The organism is Sphingobacterium sp. HSC-15S19, assembly GCF_050433745.1.
GTDB classification, from domain to species: Bacteria; Bacteroidota; Bacteroidia; order Sphingobacteriales; family Sphingobacteriaceae; genus Sphingobacterium; species Sphingobacterium siyangense.
This window is the reverse complement of sequence record NZ_JBNPWQ010000027.1, coordinates 27972-45982: the sequence shown is the minus strand read 5'-3', so window position 1 is coordinate 45982 and position 18011 is coordinate 27972. Positions and strand designations below refer to the sequence as shown.

Genomic DNA, 18011 nt, shown 5'->3' with positions numbered 1-18011 from the left:
TCTAATAGAAGTTAAATACCTCCAGAGGTTAAAAACTCAAGTGCCTTATTGATAAATATTGATTTATTTTCTAATATATATTGATGTTGTTCTTTACGGCTTTGAATATTCTCCGGATACGTAATCGTTATATCTGGATTTATTCGTTCTCCAACATCATACGATTTTCCTTTTCTATTGTGCAACAAGGCAGTCATTAAATTAATGGAATATCCTTTATCTACATAATAAAGTTCATTACCTGATGTTAAACCAGCTGACTTTGTTCCGATGACGGTCACATTCTTTTGTCCTAAAAAATGACATGCAGCAATCTCTCCTGAGCTTCCCGTTATTCCCGAAATCAAAATAATTACTGGTATCTTATTATTTACAAGCGGTAAGACTTGAACAGTATCAAATTTAAAATACTTTGCTTCCACATCATTGTCTATATATAAACCATTTTGGGGAATCTGAAATTTATCTACCAAAACCTCCTTTCCGTCTTTGTCCAATGTTCCATCAAAATAACAAAAGGTTTGTGTGGTATCTATGAGAGCATGAAAGGGAATGATCATCGGAGCACAACTACCACCTTCATTCTCCGTTAAATCAATAATCCAAGCCTTAGGTTGTTTTCCATCTAGTTCAAGCAACTGCTTTTGTAAAGTGTCAATATACATGCGATGTTCCAGATCAACACCAGGAACGTTAATGTATGCATATTTATCTTCGATCAATCGATGCTGAAAATTTGGCCCAGGCATCCCTAGTTGTGCGTAGGTTGTGGAAGCATACTTTTTAATTAACGCCAATTCATCTGTGGTACCTTTAACTCTATGTACACTCGAATGATGATCATTTAAACCTGCAACTATCTTTTTAAAAGTTGGCATTAATGAATCAGTCGAATTAATATTCCTGACGTTCAACTTTGTTTCTTGACGCATTTTATCGAAATCGACTCTACTACGCATAAAAGAATGAGCCTCTAGTGTATCGATGAATTGATCGACTAATTTGGTTACTTCCTTGTTTTGGGCACGACAGATATTGAATACAGAAAAACATACAATAAAAAAGATAATTTTACACATAAACTAACGATTAATAATTTATCAAAACTAAAAAAAACTGTAAAAACATTTGGTCAATTGTAGAAATTATTTCGTTATTTTCTTGACCTATAATATGTATTTCAGCGTATCTTCTAGAAGTAATCTAATTTTCCATTCTCCGTTCGCAAGCGAACAGTATTGTTCACAATCGAACAATTTAATACGGTTACAAAAACAAACAAAACACTGAACATCAAAAACTTAAAGTTTAGGCAAAACTATTGATGCGTTTAAAACCAATTGATCTCAAGCATGTTGCATGAGATAAAAATGACATGAAATGCAATGAATTTTTAAGATTAAAATTAGGAAATCATGTATAATTACTTAAAAGTCGGTTGGCGGAAATTGTTCAGAAACAAAATCTTCTCCTTAATCAATATACTAGGATTATCGTTGGGCCTAGCCGCATGTTGGATTATCCTCTTATTTGTGAATGATGAATTGAGTTATGATCGTTATTTTACGCAGGCAGACCGTATATATCGCGTTGTTTCTCACGGAAAATGGGATGGCGGTTCCTTTGATATAACAGGAACTGCAGGTCCCCTTGCAAATGTTATTAAAGATGAATTTCCCGGCGTAAAAGAAGCCACCCGATTCGATATCGAGGGCGGAGGCATAATTACCATTGATAATCAACAAACAAAAGTCAACGAAATCTTCCTCGCAGACAAGAATTTCTTCAATCTATTTGACTATAATTTTCTTGCTGGCAATCCTGCAAGGGCATTGGCTAATCCCCAATCTATTGTACTGACAGAAGACTTAGCCGTACAATTGTTTGGATCCGTAGAAACAGCAGTCAATAAAACGCTTTATTTCAATAAATCTGAACCCAGCCTTGTCACGGCTGTTATACAAAATGTACCTCAAAATACACATTTCAGCTTCAGAGCTATCCGTTCCTTTTCAAAAGACTTTAATCCTGATTGGAATCAACTTTACCTTTATACTTACGTACTATTAAAAGATCAGTCATACTTGCCCCAACTTCAAAAAAAACTTCCTTACATCGTAAAAAAATATATTCATGGACGGAATCTCGATTTTGATTATAAAATCGAATTACAACCAATTACGGATATCCATCTGCATTCTAATCTAAGTTATGAGCTCGGCAATAATAGCAATATCAAATATGTTTACATCTTTTCCATTGTCGGTGCATTAGTACTCTTAATTGCGATCGTAAATTATATTAATATCACGACGGCGCAGGCTTCAATAAGGATGAGAGAAATTGCCGTCCGGAAAGTAATCGGATCCAGCACTTTAAATCTAACCAAGCAGTTTCTTGTTGAAACGTCTTTAATCATCTTTTGTGCAGCATTGTTAAGCATATTGCTGGCCTCAACTTTTCTTCCATGGCTAAACCAAATGATCGGTAAGCAATTGGATTTATGGCATTTTGGAATAGGGAAAACCTTACTGTTTGTACTTCCATTTATCGTATTTTTAGTATTCACTACCGGTATTTATCCAGCTTTAATACTTGCAGGACTAAAGACTATTCCTTCGCTAAAAAATCAGATCGGAACACATGGCTTCCAACATCTACTGAGAAAATCACTTGTGGTTTTTCAATTTGTAATCGCAGTATTGCTTATTGTATCCACCATGGTGATTTTTCTACAATTGAATTTTATGACTACAAAAAACCTGGGTTTCGACAAAAATCAGGTCATGGTTTTCCATCTGGACAATGAATCCACTCGCAATAAAGGCGACGAGTTCAGAAATAGCTTACTTGAAGATAGCCATATCACAGAAGTAGCGTTCGCCAGCAATCCAATTGGGAAAAACGACATTGGCGTGGGAACTTTCAATGTTGAAAATAATGGAAAAATTGATCCCAACTTTACACTCGCCAATACCTTAAAAATTGACCCTAATTTTATCCCAGCAATGCATATTCAACTGGTTAAGGGAAGAAATTTCGACAGTACCATGCCAACAGATAGCGCCTCTGTCATTATAAACGCAGCATTTGCAAAAAAACAAGGCTGGACAAACGCGATAGGCAAAAGGATCGAATTTGGAAGAGACACAACTGGAAAATCTATCCTGAAATCTGTTATCGGGGTCGTCAGCGACTTTCATATTTATTCGCTTCAGCACAAAATAGAGCCTCTTATCCTAGAACTTCCAGCTAATAAAATGGAAATGGATAATATTTATATTCGCATGAAATCGACAAATGTAGACCATACAATTTCGCATATAAACAAAGTTTACAGTAAATATGTCCCCGATTATCCTTTAGAATACACATTTTTAGATAAAACCTTTGAACAGCAATACAATTCGGAAATAAAACAGGGTCAAATTCTCTTAATTTTTGCCTTATTGTCTATCGTTATTGCCTGTTTAGGGCTATTTGGTGTAATCACATTCGCTATCCAATTGCGAATAAAAGAAATCGGTATACGCAAAACATTAGGTGCAACACTCAGCAACCTCGTTTATCTACTGTGCTCTGATATGGTTAAACTGGTCGGTATAGCCCTGTTAATTGCACTGCCGATCGGATGGTTATTGATGAATCAGTGGCTGCAAGAGTTCGCTTATCGCATTTCGGTCAGCTGGTGGATACTTGTAGGTGCCGGGATCATCGCACTGGTAATTGCCATTCTAACCCTATGTACCAGAGCAATAGCCGCTGCAAAAGCTAATCCGGTCGACAGTTTAAAAGTGGAGTAAGAATTTGTATCCACTATACTTTCGCGTAATTATGATTGTTATTGATAAAATTCCTTGCGTACAAATTCGTTTTTATTGAGCTTATTTAGCGCTCTTATCAAATAATAGCGATGTAGAAAACCTGTTAAGACGACAATCTTTTTACCTGGATATATTCGAGCTATCTCATAGATGTTGGATGCCATTGTTTGATTTCTTAAATCCCAGAAGTCTGACATTAATCTGAATCCATCTTTATAACTGATCTTGTCTCCATCGGGTTTTGTGACAAACCCTTCTGAAAACTCAGACCTTGCATCTGTAATTTTCAGTAATTCTTGATATTGATAATATTGTCTTTTTTCAGCAATGCTATCCGTAGTATGATTATTGAAATTTTCGGGAGATAACGTGGCAATTTTTATTAAATCTCCCGTGATACGTTGAAATTCTTGGTAAATATTGGCTTGCCCGCCGGTCAATTTTTGAGCACGGTACAAACTGTCGATCAATTTAACGGTTAAGTTATCAGTAGGTACCATGCCTTTTTCTTTACGGTATTTGTTTCTTCCCTCAAAATCAAATGGAAATCTCAGGGTTTGTGGATTCTTCATCAAATAAAGATTGCTTGCTTTTATTTCATTTCCCTCGGGGCTATACTGAGCAGTTTCATATTCCTTCATCCCTTCACGGTCTACTTCATGAAGAATAATATCAGGCTCAATATGGTTAAGAATTCCAACCAAAATTTGAGCATTATAATTTGGAACACTATCGTGAATATTTCCGATTACATATAGGACTGTTTTACTTTTTTGTCCAAACACATGTGTAAAGATTAGAAATAACAAAACAAATACGGTTGAATGTTTCATAACGTGCGGTTTACTTTTTATGATTTTTTAATATTTTAGCGCTAGGGTATTAATAGTATTCTCTAATATAAAAAAAAACACAGCAATCTCTTTCTCAATCACGCCATTCTACTACCCGTATTGCTGTCGCGGGAGCATCAGCGAGTCCCTCGGCATCCTTTTGCACTGTAGACTGCACAAATAAAGCAACTTTACGTTTCTTTTGCCACAACTGGGTATCATATGTAGGTTCCCAAGCCCCTACCGACTGCTCACAAAGATCAATAATGTCATTTGCCTCTTGATGCATGCCATTCAACCTCAGTATCGAAGGTCGGTAACCGCGCTCTTGATCCCGAAAGACCAGCGTCAACATTATTTTATTATCTTTTCCGCGAACCAACACCTGGGGCCTGGCGATTGGAATATCCTTTGTTCCACCACCACTCAAACTAAAAGGTGTTTTTCTAAAATCAAAAGACCGGATCTTCCATTCACCCTCTTGTAAATAGATTACCTTATATTGCGGGATCTGTGTTCCTGCATCACGCCAGTAACTAGCGATAAAAGGATTCCCTTTTTCATCCGCAGCGATAGAGGTTTGATTAATCAATTCGTGCTGCTGGGGTATATGGGCCGCATACTCGACCGTAGATTCTTTCATGGGCAAATCGTACCGCATTCCATTACTCTTTTGCCAGGTTAATCCGCCATCTTTTGAACATGCATAAGCCATATCATGATTGCTTTCCACGTTGGGACTCTCCCGCCAGACCCAAGAAAGATGTATCGTCCCCCGACGATCCACATAACTTTGCCAATAGGCATTTCTCTGTCCCTCGCCATCAATCAGATTGCTATGCATCCGCTCCCATTTTTGCTGCTTACTATCGTACTTATTGACCACAAGATTACCGTGGCCGGATCCGCCGTCACGATATAAAAACAATAACTCGCCACTGGGTAACTTTAAGAATTCGGGGTAGGTTACCTTTGATTCATTTTTTCCTAGCATGGCTTGCTCATAACCCAGCACAAGACTATTGGGGTGAAGGGTACGTGCGTATCTCAACTTGCTGTCATGCTGATCCCAACAAACGTGGAGATATCCAGCCTTATCCACCATAATACTAATCACATTATGAGCATCCTTCACATGCCCGGTATAGCCGGTACGTCGCAACTTCCATACCTTGCCAGAAAGTAATCGCTGGCCTAAAACTACATATCCAGCTTCATCATAATAAGCGATATATTGGTATTTACCATTGCTGGTTAATGAATTTTTACGAAATACGGTTGTGTTGACTGTGTTCTTTGCCCAGCCATTTCCGACAAGCGTATTCTTAATTTTCTGCCCTTGTGCATTGTAAATAAACAAGAGACACGCGCAAGTGAGCATCCCCACTCTTACTAATTGATTTAGATATTGTTTCATTGAATTTTTTATACACTTGTTGAGCCCACCAGATCCTTTTGAAAGGAGACTTATTCCCGGAATTTGGGGTTATTGAATGGCTTTACCCTGATCTTTATGCCAGTCCTGTCCTGACCAGATACGCCGTGCACTCCAGTCGCTCGCTTCACTTGTCCAAAAAGAATCTCTGTCGGGTAATCCCAAAGGCAAAAAAATTACTGAACATAAATAGGGGCTCCCCTGATTATTGTATGGATCACCCAAGCCCGGCTGATTACCATACATACCCAGCGTCAACCAGCCATTTTCATACGTATTTGGGTTTTCGGTCGATTTTTTCAATACCGCAGACAGGGCAGCCTTCACCTGTCCTTCGCTAAGTTCCCCAGGGAGTCGTCTCTTGAACGCCATATCTGCAAGATGATGGAAAGCTGCCGCGCGATAGATTACGGACCTTCCTGTCGGAGGAAAACTACCGTCGGCATTGATCAACCGCTCCTGAATAATGGCATAGCGCTCATTTCGGAGCTTGATTTTTGCAAACATCCCATCATAGTTTTTAGTTTTCAACTGTATGAAATCCATAATTCCGGCCAAGAAGGGATGGATAACATAACTATTATAGTAATCAAACGCATAATGCGGACCATCCATATACATTCCATCTCCAACATACCACTGTTCCAATTGCTGCAGCGCATAATCAACGCGCATCACATCCCAATCATCCGAATATTTCGCTAAAAAAACTTCATTCATTGCTGAAAAGAGTAACCAATTTGAATAAGCCGGTCGAAATTGGCGCGTAATTTTTATAGATGCTACCAAATTCTTTTTTGTCTGATTGTCGATATGATCCCACAACCAAGGACTACGCATAAATCCCAAAGCGATAAACGAGGCATCAACAAGCTGTTGGCCACCGAGATCAAAACGCATAAAATCACGTGCATTGCTGTCCAAAGCATTTTTAAGTGCTTGAACAGTCCATGCTCTATATTGATCGCGTAACTTTATCTCTTCAGCCGAACCGCCATCCAAGGAAAGCCAGGGTGCTATGCCTGACAATACCCTTCCCAAGACTTCAACATATTGTACTTTGATGCGCTGTTCCTTATTATCCACGTGTTTAGAAGTCATTTGTGGCATAGTTAACCGCAGGCTATCATGGGCCAGACTGCGGAGAACGGGACGCAGCATATGATCCATTTCTTTAAGCCAAAAAGCTCTATCCGTCTCTTTTGTTGATGCAGGTTTCTTCTTCAAGCCCTGTCCAAAGACAGTATGGCCTGTCAGAAGAATAACAAAGAACAATAAAATCTTATTTTTCATTTTCAAATCCAATCTATTTTTGAACTAAATAACGATACATTTCCGAGCCGGCTAATAAAAACGCACCTACACCAAAAGGAGCTGTAGAGTTGGTATCCACCACCTGTCCGGGGATAGCTTTTTCACCAATAGGTTGTACATACCCAATTCTGCCATCGGGTTGTAAAGCGATCTCACTAAGATATTTCCAGCCTTTAACCGCAGCATCTTTAAATTTAAAATCGCTTAGCAAGCCATTATTTATTCCCCAGAGCAACCCATAAGTAAAAAAAGCCGTTCCGCTTGTTTCCCTGCCGGGAGCATGCTCGGGATCTAACATGCTTCGAGTCCAGAATCCCTCCTGCTGTTGGCAATTAATGATAGCGGCCGCCATATCCTTAAAGCGCTCCTGATAGTAGGTATAATGTTTATCCTCCTGAGGTAGATCTTGAAGAACCTTTGCAAATGCAGCGAACACCCAGCCATCGCCACGAGCCCAAAAATCCTTTTTGCCATGTAAACTCTGGTGTTTGGGGAAGACATATTTTGCATCGCGGTAATACAATTTCTCTTCCCGATCAAACATGATACTATCGGCATATTGTAAATAAGCATACATCTTATCCAGATAAAGTGAATTGCCTGTCAATTTGTACATTTTAGCCATCACGGGCATCACCATATACAAACCATCGGCCCACCACCAATAGTCCTGTTTATTGGAGTGGATCTGATATTCCATCACTTCCTGAGCACGTGCAATCTTTTCAGGGCTTGGCGATAAATGATAGAGATCGATATAGGTTTGAAAACAAATTTGCCAGTCACCAAAAAGAACGTGTTCGTCTGTTTCCCCATAGTTGTATTTCCAAAGTTGCGTATTGGTAGACTTGGCACCTTTCCAATCATTGTATCTGGCCCAATCCTCAGCATATTTTAAGTCGCCCGCTGATTTTGAAATCTTATAGAATTCCATATTTCCGGTATGATAAGCTGCCTGATCCCAAAAAGCCCAAACCTCGGGCTTATGATGAGACTGCCAGTATTGATTTGCCTTACTTAGCTGAGCAAGTACGGTTTCTTTGTTCAGTTGCTGTCCAAATGAAAAATGTCCTACAAACAATAGACATAAGATTAAATTGATCCGCATATATTTAGATGTATAGTATTTTTTGATAAACGAGCACAAAAGCTACTTTAAATTGGTTTGTACACTATTTAATGGATACACTCATTACTTTCTTCTCGATTTTTTTTGCTTTATAAAGCAACAATGTTAGCTGTAATACAGGCCCTTTTATATAAACGTACAATATACACTTATTTTAAAAAACAATCGTATCTTTAGCCATACAATCTTCAATTTGACTGTTTTCAATTGCAAATAGTCGTTTTCAAGATAATAACCTATGATAAGGATAAATCGATAATTTTACCTGATATCGGAAATACCATACGAACAAAACTGCTAACATGCCTAGTTTCAACAGACTCCCATATTCTCGTCAGGCCTTAATCCTGGTATTCGTTCTCATCCTTGTTCACTCAAGTATGCTGAGCCTAGCACAATTTCCCAAGGAGATGAATAGAGGTTTATCCAATAGTTCGGTGAAATCCATATTTCAGGATAGTCAGGGCTTTATGTGGTTCGGTACCTTCGACGGGCTTAACAGATTCGACGGTTACGATATAAAAACCTATAGAAACCAGCTAAATAACGAAAATAGCATTCCGCATAATTATATCTATTGTATAGCAGAAGACCACAATAAAAAATTGTGGATAGGAACCGGTCAAGGGATTGGAACCTACGACCGAAATTTTGATACCTTCTCCCGTTTAAATTATAGAGACCAAAAATCGAAACGGTTATATCATCTCAACGCTGACACAAAATCCATTCAAATCGATAGTGACAATAATATTTATATAGGCACAAACGGCTGGGGGCTATTTTACAAAAGTCATAAAGAAGCATATGCCATGCAAATCGCTTTTAAAGATTATAAATCGAACCTATCCAGCTTATACTACCATGTATCCGCCACACATATTGATGCGGCAGGCGGGGTATGGGTTTTTATAGAGGGAAGCGGATTATATGCTTTCGATAAAAAAACACAGCAGTTGCATCTTGTATCAAAGGTTATTACCAGTGCAACCTCTATGGTTAGTACAAACAGCGGTGAACTCTTTATTGGTAATTACGAAGGATTATTTGTTTGGAAAATCAAAGACGGCATGCTTTCGACATTGTATCCGCAGGAGCTTAAATCGAGTCAGATCAATATGCTGACGTTGGAAGGACAAAACAAACTTTGGATAGCCACCCAAAACAATGGCATTTTTATACTTAACCTATCTCATGGAAATGCAGAAAACAAAAGTAATCTACAGCCCGTTCAATTTTCACTGAATAGCAAGACCATTTATACGGTTTACATAGACTCCCAGCGTAAAATATGGATCGGCACCGGAAAGGGCGGCATTGAGACGATTGATAACAATGGCTATAAATTTAATTATTTACAGCAGAAACATTATGCGGGATTTAACTTGGCGCACAAATTTGTCCGTTCTTTTGTTGAATATGATAACAAGATCTGGATTGGTACCGAAGGCAATGGTCTTTATGCATGGGATAACAAGACCAATCAGGTTCAGTCATTTCAAAAAGGGCCACAGCAATTGCCAGACAATACGGTAAACCATCTTTTGACTGGAACTAATGGAGAATTGTGGATCGCAACCGAAATGGGCATTGCGCGTTACATAAAGGGCTCGGGTTTTAAATATTATGTTTGTAGAACGCCAACTGGGGTTCTAAATAACAGTATACAGTTACTTTTTAAGGATCAGGATGAAAAGATCTGGGCAGCGACATTTTCCGAGGGAAGAGTATATACATATAATCCGACAAGCGACCAATTTGAAGTATTCAGCGAAGACATCTATGATATCAATTGTATGACTGATGATCAGAAAGGTAATATCTGGATGGGGAATTACAATGAGATTATACAGCTAAACAAGCAGACGAAAAAAATCTCCAGATATTTAATCGGAAAACCTGTTCGTGCCATTCAGCTCGGAAAAAATAACAGACTTTGGCTGGGAACAGAAGGAAAGGGGCTCTTGGCATTTGATATCAGTTTAAAAAAGATTGTCGAAAATTATTCCACAAATGAAGGATTGAGCAACAATGCCGTACTTAATATTTTGGAAGATAAAACTGGAAAATTGTGGTTAAGCACCTTTAATGGGCTTTCGAAGTTCGATCCTTCCACTAAAAAATTTGTACGGTACGAGGAAACTGACGGACTTCAAAGCAACGAATTTTCCTATGGGGCAGCTCTTAAGCTCAAAGACGGCCATCTTCTTTTCGGAGGGAACAACGGTTTTAACATCTTTGACGCCGATAGCATTAAACTGAAAATTTATGAACCTGCCTTAGCTATCACAAGCCTTAAAATTAACAATAAAAAGATTGCCGACCTGAGCGACCGGGTCGATATTGGAAAAGATCATAGCATTCATAAATTGACGCTCCCCTACAATCAATCCACTTTTTCGCTGGAGTTTGCAGCCCTGGAGTTTGATTCCCCACAAAAGATAAAATACAGGTATCTATTGGAAGGATTGGACAAAGGATGGAACGATGCAGGGTCTACCCGATCAATAAATTACAACGGTCTGCATGAAGGCACTTATATCCTTCATATTCAATCGACCGACTCGGAAGGCAACTGGACGAATAAACAGATTAAACTCGAGATTCAAATTCTTCCGCCTTGGTATAGAAGCTGGTGGGCCTACCTGCTTTACACGCTGGCTATTGCCTATATAGGACTATGGTATCTGCGCTATCGGAAAAGGCAAATCGCTTTAAATTACGAGATACAGCTTTCAAAATTTACCATTCAGAAAGAAAGAGAGCTCAATGAGAAGAGGCATGCATTTTTCACAAATATATCGCATGAATTTAGAACACCACTGACCTTAATTATTAATCCGATTAAAGATCTGCTAAAGACCAAAAACGAGTCCAAGGACAGCGCTTCCCTTCAGATTGTGCATAGAAATGCCAAAAGACTGTTGAGCTTGGTGGATCAGCTGCTTGTATTTAGAAAAACAGAGGACGGTGCCGAACAGCTCAAAATCAGTATTTTTGACTGCCAAAGCTTTATGAAAGAAATATTTCTATATTTCGCTGCTCAGGCAAAATTGCAAAATATAGATTACCAGTTTCTGGAAAATTCCGATCCGATTTATGTCAATGCTGACAAAGAAAAAATTGAGATCATCTTATGCAATCTCATATCAAATGCCTTTAAATTTACGCCTTCCAATGGTGCTATCCATATTGCCTTATCGCAACAAAGTCGGGAATTAAGCATTCAGATCAAAGATTCGGGAAAAGGTATCCCCGAACATCTTGGCGATAGGATATTTGACAAATATTTTTCGGATCCACTCAATGGTCCCAAAAAACAAACAGGATTCGGGATTGGGATGTACCTTGTCAAAACTTTTGTTGAAATGCACGCCGGAACAATAAGTTACACGAGTTCAGCAACAGCGGGAACAACATTCGACCTCGTTTTGCCTATCTTAGCAAAACAAACCCCAGCCGAAGAACCTTTGGCAGATGTAGCGCTTTACAACGAGTCGGGAATTCAAATGCTATACGATTCGCAAGTGGCGACGGAAACCGTTCCCTTATTCCCGACAGCGATATCAAGCAAAAAATTCAGTGTCTTATTGGTCGACGACGACGATGCTATCCGCAGCTACCTTACCGACATTTTTAAGGTAGAATACTCGGTCTATAATGCCCATAATGGTGTTCAGGCACTCGATATGATCAAGCAAAAACAACCTGATCTGGTAATAAGTGATATTATCATGGAAGGGATGGATGGATTGTCACTTTGCAAAGCCGTAAAATCTAATGCTGCACTCAACCATATTCAAATCATCCTACTTACCTCAAGTACCTCTGACAGCACTAAATTGGCCGGAATTCAATATGGTGCCGATGATTATATCCATAAGCCATTTGATTCGGAAATATTGTTGCTCCGGGTCAAAACATTACTACAGAACAAGAAGAACCTTCAGGACTTTTTCTTTAAAGCGATTACGCTACAGTCCAATGAGCTAAAGATACCGATCACAGACAAGCTATTGATAGAACGGTGCATTGAGATTATTGAAGAGAACCTGTTGGAAGAACTGACTGTAATAAGTCTTGCCGAAAAAACAGGCATGAGTCATTCTTCACTCTATAAAAAAATTAAAACTATTTCAGGCAAATCGATCAATGAATTTATCAGGTCGGTACGACTAAAAAAAGCAGCCGAAATGCTCATATTGACGGATTCAAAAATTAATGAAGTAGCTAACTTAACAGGTTTCTACGACCAACGCTACTTTAGACAGCAGTTCAGCAAATTGTTTGGCCATACACCTTCCGACTATGTCAAAAAGTATCGAAAAGCGTTTCAGAATGAATTCCATGTCGATCGGCCTTAGTCTGAATTGCCGAAAAATAAAATAAGCCCTGTACAACAATTACGAACAGCTGTTGCTGTACAGGGCGTTATATTTATTCGACTGGTTTTATGATAAAGGAGAATGTATAATTTTTATAAGGCAATGTATATTCATTCAGCGGCCATGCTCCCCAACTATTGATTCCACCCACACCCATTTGTCTGAGGTCAATATTAAGTTGCGTTTGCTTTCTTTTAACAAGGTCAGCTGCATGACGTTGTTGTCGCTTGAGACCATCGTCCAAATCTTTGTCAAAGTAATGCAAAGCGCTCATACTAAATGTAGAATCAGACGTAAAGAACAATCCCCGACCTTGTTTATTTTTTATTTCCATCCATCTGATATCGGTCTTATTGCCGGTCTCCTGTGGCATTACATAGGGGAAATACTGTTGATCAACGGTCTGTTTATAAATTCCGACATGTGATGCAAAATTACGATCGATGTAGTTCTCCTCTGGTCCCCTACCGTAGTAATTAATCGCCTCAAAGCCAGATGGCATAATCCATTGCATACCGAAACGTGGCAGAACTGCAACCTTTTTTGTGGTGTCGGCAAGGAATGACTGAGAAACACGCATTTCACCTAATTGATTAATGCAGTATTTCATTTCTAGTTGCCCATATACCTGAGGCATCTGGTAGGTCGCATATACATAGGCCAGGCTATCGATTAATTCGGATCTAATTTCAAGCAGTTCAATCGAATCCGCAACCAGTTTCCAAGGTTTCAGTTTTTCCGGCGTATTGGCACCGAAATCGTTATCATTCGGCGCACGCCAGAAATTAGTCTTAAATAGCGCATGTTCATCCAAAAAATCCTGTCCTTTATAATGATATTTCGCCAACCATCCTGATTTAAGGTCAAACTCCATCAGTAGCTGTTTTGCCGTGACAATCAGATTTCCATCTTTTCGCGCTGTCTTGATTTTGCCCTGTGCCAAAATAGCTGTTTTAGGCTGAAAAGAGCCCCCCAGAGGTAACTGTTCAGTTGCAATAAGATGCCCCATAGGAAGTAAAGCCTCGGCTTTTTTCAATCGATAAGTCAGATTCAGAAATTTTTCCCCCGGAATATCTGCTTTATAAGGAATCGATAGTACAGCAGATTGTTGAGGCAACACATTCAAATGCTTGATTAAACCAGATTGCGTTTTTTTTCCGTCAACAATAAGCTCCCATTGAAGTTCAACATTTTCAAGTCCAGTAAAAAAACGTTCATTGTAAACCTGTATCTTTTTCTCGTTCAATAGGCTACTATGGATATCTTGATATACTTTTTTCATTTCCCAAGCATGTGGATAGGGTGTTCTATTGGCATAAAAAATTCCTTTGGAAGCATAATTCCAGTCCGTTATGGCTTCTTTAGGTTCATAATCTCCGCCATAGGTATATACCGTATCGCCTTTAGCATTGGTTTTAACAAAACATTGGTCCACAAAATCCCAGATATATCCGCCTTGAAATATTCCTTTGTTTGCCCGAATGATGTCCCAATAATCCTTAAAGTTTCCCAATGAATTCCCCATGGCATGTGCATACTCACATTGAATAAAGGGTCTTTGAGGCTTTGGGTTACGCGCTGCATAATTTTTCATTGCGGATGGACTTGCATACATAGGTACAATCAGATCCGTATTCCAGTCAAATCTTAATTCCCCATAATTATTCACTGCCCTTTCGTATTGTACAGGGCGACTTTTATCGAGCTCTTTCATCCGGAGGTAGGCCCGATAGAAATTGTAGCCATTTCCGGCTTCGTTGCCCATACTCCAAATAATTACGCTAGGATGATTCCGATCGCGCTGAATAAGGCGTTCAACACGAGCAACATGTGCTTTCTCCCAGGTCGGCCTATTGGCCATCGTATAGGACAGGTCATAACCCATGCCATGTGATTCGATATTAGCCTCATCAATTACATACAATCCATATTGGTCACAGAGCTGCAACCAATATTCGGCATTGGGATAGTGGCTGGTACGAACAGCATTGATATTAAATTTTTTCATGAGCTGTATATCGCGCAACATACTTTCTTTCGAGATCACATGACCAGTAACGGGATCTGTTTCGTGCCTGTTTATTCCCTTGACAAGTATAGGCTGTCCATTAACGAGCAACAGACCTTCTTTGATCTCAACCCTACGGAAGCCCACTTGCTGGGGAACGATCTCGCTGAGTTTGCCCTTAGGGTCTGTAAGTTTAACAGTCACCTGGTATAAATTTGGCATTTCGGCCGACCATAGTTCAGGATGGTCTATGGTCTGTTCAATATCCACTTCCTGTCCGTCGACTTTAACAGTTGCAATTGACACAAGCCGACCGTTTCTATGAAGTGTAACCTCTGCCATTAGATCCCCATGACTGGCCTGGTTAAAGATCAGCTTAGTATTTAACTGTCCTTTATCAAAGGCATCATTGAGGGTCGGCGACAATTGAATATCACGTAGATGCACTGGTTGCCGAACCAGCAGATAACAATCTCGCGTAATTCCACTAAGGCGCCACATATCCTGATCCTCCAAATAATTTGCGACTCCCCATCGCATGACACGCATTGTAATTAGATTTTTTCCTTTTCTCAAATATGCTGTTATGTCAAACTCGGATGGTAATTTGCTATCCTCCCCATACCCGACATATTGGCCGTTTACCCAAACAGATAGATTCGATTTGGCTGCCCCAATATGGAGAATTACGGGCTTTCCCTGCCAATCCTCGGGAATAACTACCTCACGGCGATACACAGCCGTAGGGTTGAAATCCATCGGCACAATTGGTGGATTTGGTTTCCCGATTAAATAGGTAAATTCAAAACCGGAGGTAGTATACATCGGGAAACCGTATCCATTGAGTTCCCAGTTTGCAGGCACCTGAAAATTATCCCAATGACGATCGTCATAAGTTAATGATTCAAAGTTAGCAGGTAGTTTTGAAGGGCTATTTACCCATTTAAATTTCCAGGAACCATTCAAACTTAAATACGCAGAGGATTCACGCCAATCGCTGTTGATGATCTGAGACGTATGCGGAAAGGTCACAAAATCTGTATGCATGGGCAGCCGATTTTCTTCGGTAATCGTTTCATCTAACCAAGGGATCCCTTTTCGGACAACAGTATCTTGCTGTTGCATTTTATTCCGCTCATAAGTCAAGGTAATACTGGATTGCGGATACCCCAAAGTGAAGACACAGCTATAGAGTAGAATAAGCACTAATTTATTCAGAGATTGCATTTTTTATTATTTATCGATTAATAAATCATTTCAAAAAAGATTGATTTGTTTAACTGAATCTAGGTTAAATACAGCTATATGATCGAACTAATGAAATACACTTAAATCCCACTGATCCTTCCAATTTATCTGTACTTTTTCATTCTGGAGATCAACCGGTAGCCAGATATATCTGCTATCCATAAGATCTTTGGGATTCCAGCGGTCGGCCATAAAGATAAAGGAATCCTTTTTTCCTGCGACAGGAAGGATAAATGTCGATTGGCCACCATAAGTCAAAGCCGAATTCGGTCCTTGCATTGGATCACCAAGGGATTTCCAAGGGCCAAAAAGATTTGTAGCAACATGGAGTTCTGCACGATTTGGATCCCAGCCAGTACATCCACTGGTGATCAGATAATACTTATCTTTGTACTTGAATAAAGCCGGGGCTTCCCTATGATTCCGGAAGAGTAAGGAATCTTTCGCTGTCACATGCAGGTAATCATCGGTTAATTGAACCAGGCGTAAGGCATAGTTTTCGTCCGATGAATAGATTTGGTAAGCCTTACCATCAGTGTCTACAAATAAACCCATATCGCGTGACATATTGTTATTTGGCCGGAAGCTATGGACAAACTGAAACGGCCCAAGCGGAGAGTCACTGGTAGCAACGGCGGCCCTGGCTGCTGCATAGCCTTGCCCTTTCAACTCAAGATGGAACCACATCACATATTTCTTCAGCTGTTCTTGATAGATAACCTTTGGCCGCTCCATAATACAGCCCCAAGCAATATCGCTTGTAGAATCTGTGCTAGGTGTGAGAGCCAATCCTTCAAACTTCCAGTTATACAAATCATTGGATGAGTACACATTGACTCCCTGGGACGTAGTTCCGCCACGTTTCTCACCATACCAATAATATTTCCCATTTTGATGAAGTACGCCACCGCCATGCGCATTGATCACATGACCGGATTGGTCTTTCCATATTTCCCCTGGCGTAAAACTATGCATCTCAGCATGTTCCTTTTTTTGATAAACCCGGACATAATCAATTTCATATTTTGCAGGAAGTAATTTATCAGCTATCGTGCCGCCATTTATTCCGCCGAGGGCCAAATTTAACAGGAGATAATGCGGTTGGGTAAACGGATTGAATCCTGTACCATCCCGATTGACCAATTGATCCATAGGAACGTGAAGCATTTCTATATCGTCCACATAAAGCGTAATAGCGTCTTCATTCCAAATCATTCGCCAAATATGGAACTGATCTGCCCACGCCTTTCCGCCAAGATCTTTGACGGCTTTCGTCTTACCAAACCAATGTGCTTTCCAGCGTTGGTCAGTACCGGTTGCGATATTAGCCAATATATTGCCACGGTAATATTCCATGATATCTATTTCACCATTGGATGGCCATTCTTTGGTGGTGCCTAATGTCCAGAATGCAGGCCAAAGGCCCTCACCAACTGGGATACGCGCCCGGATTTCAAAAATCCCGTATTTCCAGCTCTGCTTGCCCAAAGTATTTATCGAAGCCGAAGTATAGGTTATTTTTTTACGGCCGGCAATCCAATCATGACTGCCCTGAATAAAACCTGAATGATTACGTTGTTCTTTTTTTGCTTCAATAACCAACAGGCCATTACGACAGGAAGCGTTTTCTTTTTGATACCATTGCTCTTCCCGGTTACGTTTGAAACCTTCTTCGTAACTCCATTTAGCCGTGTCGGGTGCACCATTATAATCAAACTCATCCGACCATACCAATTTATACTGTGGTGGGATGGGCTCTTGACTATATGCGGCAAAACAACTTGACAGCAAACTAAGACAGACAGATAAAAGTTTTTTCATGATTTAGTTTAAGT

General features: G+C 39.7%; 9 protein-coding genes. 2 read left to right on the top strand and 7 right to left on the bottom strand.

Features of this window, described 5'->3' with window-relative positions:
- Positions 1-11: 11 nt before the first annotated feature.
- On the bottom strand, positions 12-1079 hold the full coding sequence (locus L1283_RS20120; RefSeq protein ID WP_088160526.1) for a S41 family peptidase: 1068 nt from the start codon (positions 1077-1079) through the stop codon (positions 12-14).
- Positions 1080-1415: 336 nt separating this feature from the next.
- Between L1283_RS20120 and L1283_RS20115 the strand changes: the two genes are divergently transcribed.
- Entirely contained in the window at positions 1416-3803 is a 2388-nt protein-coding gene (locus tag L1283_RS20115; RefSeq protein WP_286848134.1) for an ABC transporter permease, read from the top strand.
- Between the two features lie 38 nt (positions 3804-3841).
- Here the strand turns inward: L1283_RS20115 and L1283_RS20110 are convergent, their stop codons facing one another.
- From L1283_RS20110 to L1283_RS20095, 4 genes are all read right to left on the bottom strand, one after another.
- Positions 3842-4657, bottom strand: a complete 816-nt coding sequence (locus L1283_RS20110; RefSeq protein ID WP_286848135.1) for a hypothetical protein — start codon at positions 4655-4657, stop codon at positions 3842-3844.
- Between the two features lie 94 nt (positions 4658-4751).
- Positions 4752-6074: a BNR repeat-containing protein gene (locus tag L1283_RS20105; protein ID WP_286848136.1), complete on the bottom strand. Its 1323-nt coding sequence runs from the start codon at positions 6072-6074 to the stop codon at positions 4752-4754.
- A gap of 69 nt (positions 6075-6143) precedes the next feature.
- Positions 6144-7385 (bottom strand): DUF2264 domain-containing protein, encoded by a 1242-nt coding sequence (locus L1283_RS20100; protein ID WP_286848137.1) that lies wholly within the window; start codon positions 7383-7385, stop codon positions 6144-6146.
- Positions 7386-7398: 13 nt separating this feature from the next.
- Complete coding sequence (locus L1283_RS20095; RefSeq protein ID WP_286848138.1) at positions 7399-8514, bottom strand: glycoside hydrolase family 88/105 protein; 1116 nt, start codon at positions 8512-8514, stop codon at positions 7399-7401.
- A gap of 323 nt (positions 8515-8837) precedes the next feature.
- Here L1283_RS20095 and L1283_RS20090 point away from each other — a divergent pair, with 323 nt between their 5' ends.
- Positions 8838-12899 carry a hybrid sensor histidine kinase/response regulator transcription factor gene (locus L1283_RS20090; protein ID WP_083663508.1) on the top strand — a complete coding sequence of 1354 codons (4062 nt, stop codon included), beginning with the start codon at positions 8838-8840 and terminating at the stop codon, positions 12897-12899.
- A 73-nt stretch (positions 12900-12972) separates the two neighbouring features.
- Here L1283_RS20090 and L1283_RS20085 read toward each other — a convergent pair whose 3' ends face one another.
- Together L1283_RS20085 and L1283_RS20080 are read right to left on the bottom strand one after the other, a co-directional pair.
- A complete protein-coding gene (locus tag L1283_RS20085) occupies positions 12973-16155 on the bottom strand; it encodes a glycoside hydrolase family 2 TIM barrel-domain containing protein (protein WP_232475694.1) in 3183 nt (1060 codons plus the stop codon).
- 87 nt (positions 16156-16242) lie between these two features.
- A complete protein-coding gene (locus L1283_RS20080; protein ID WP_075991415.1) occupies positions 16243-17997 on the bottom strand; it encodes a family 43 glycosylhydrolase in 1755 nt (584 codons plus the stop codon).
- Positions 17998-18011: the final 14 nt, after the last annotated feature.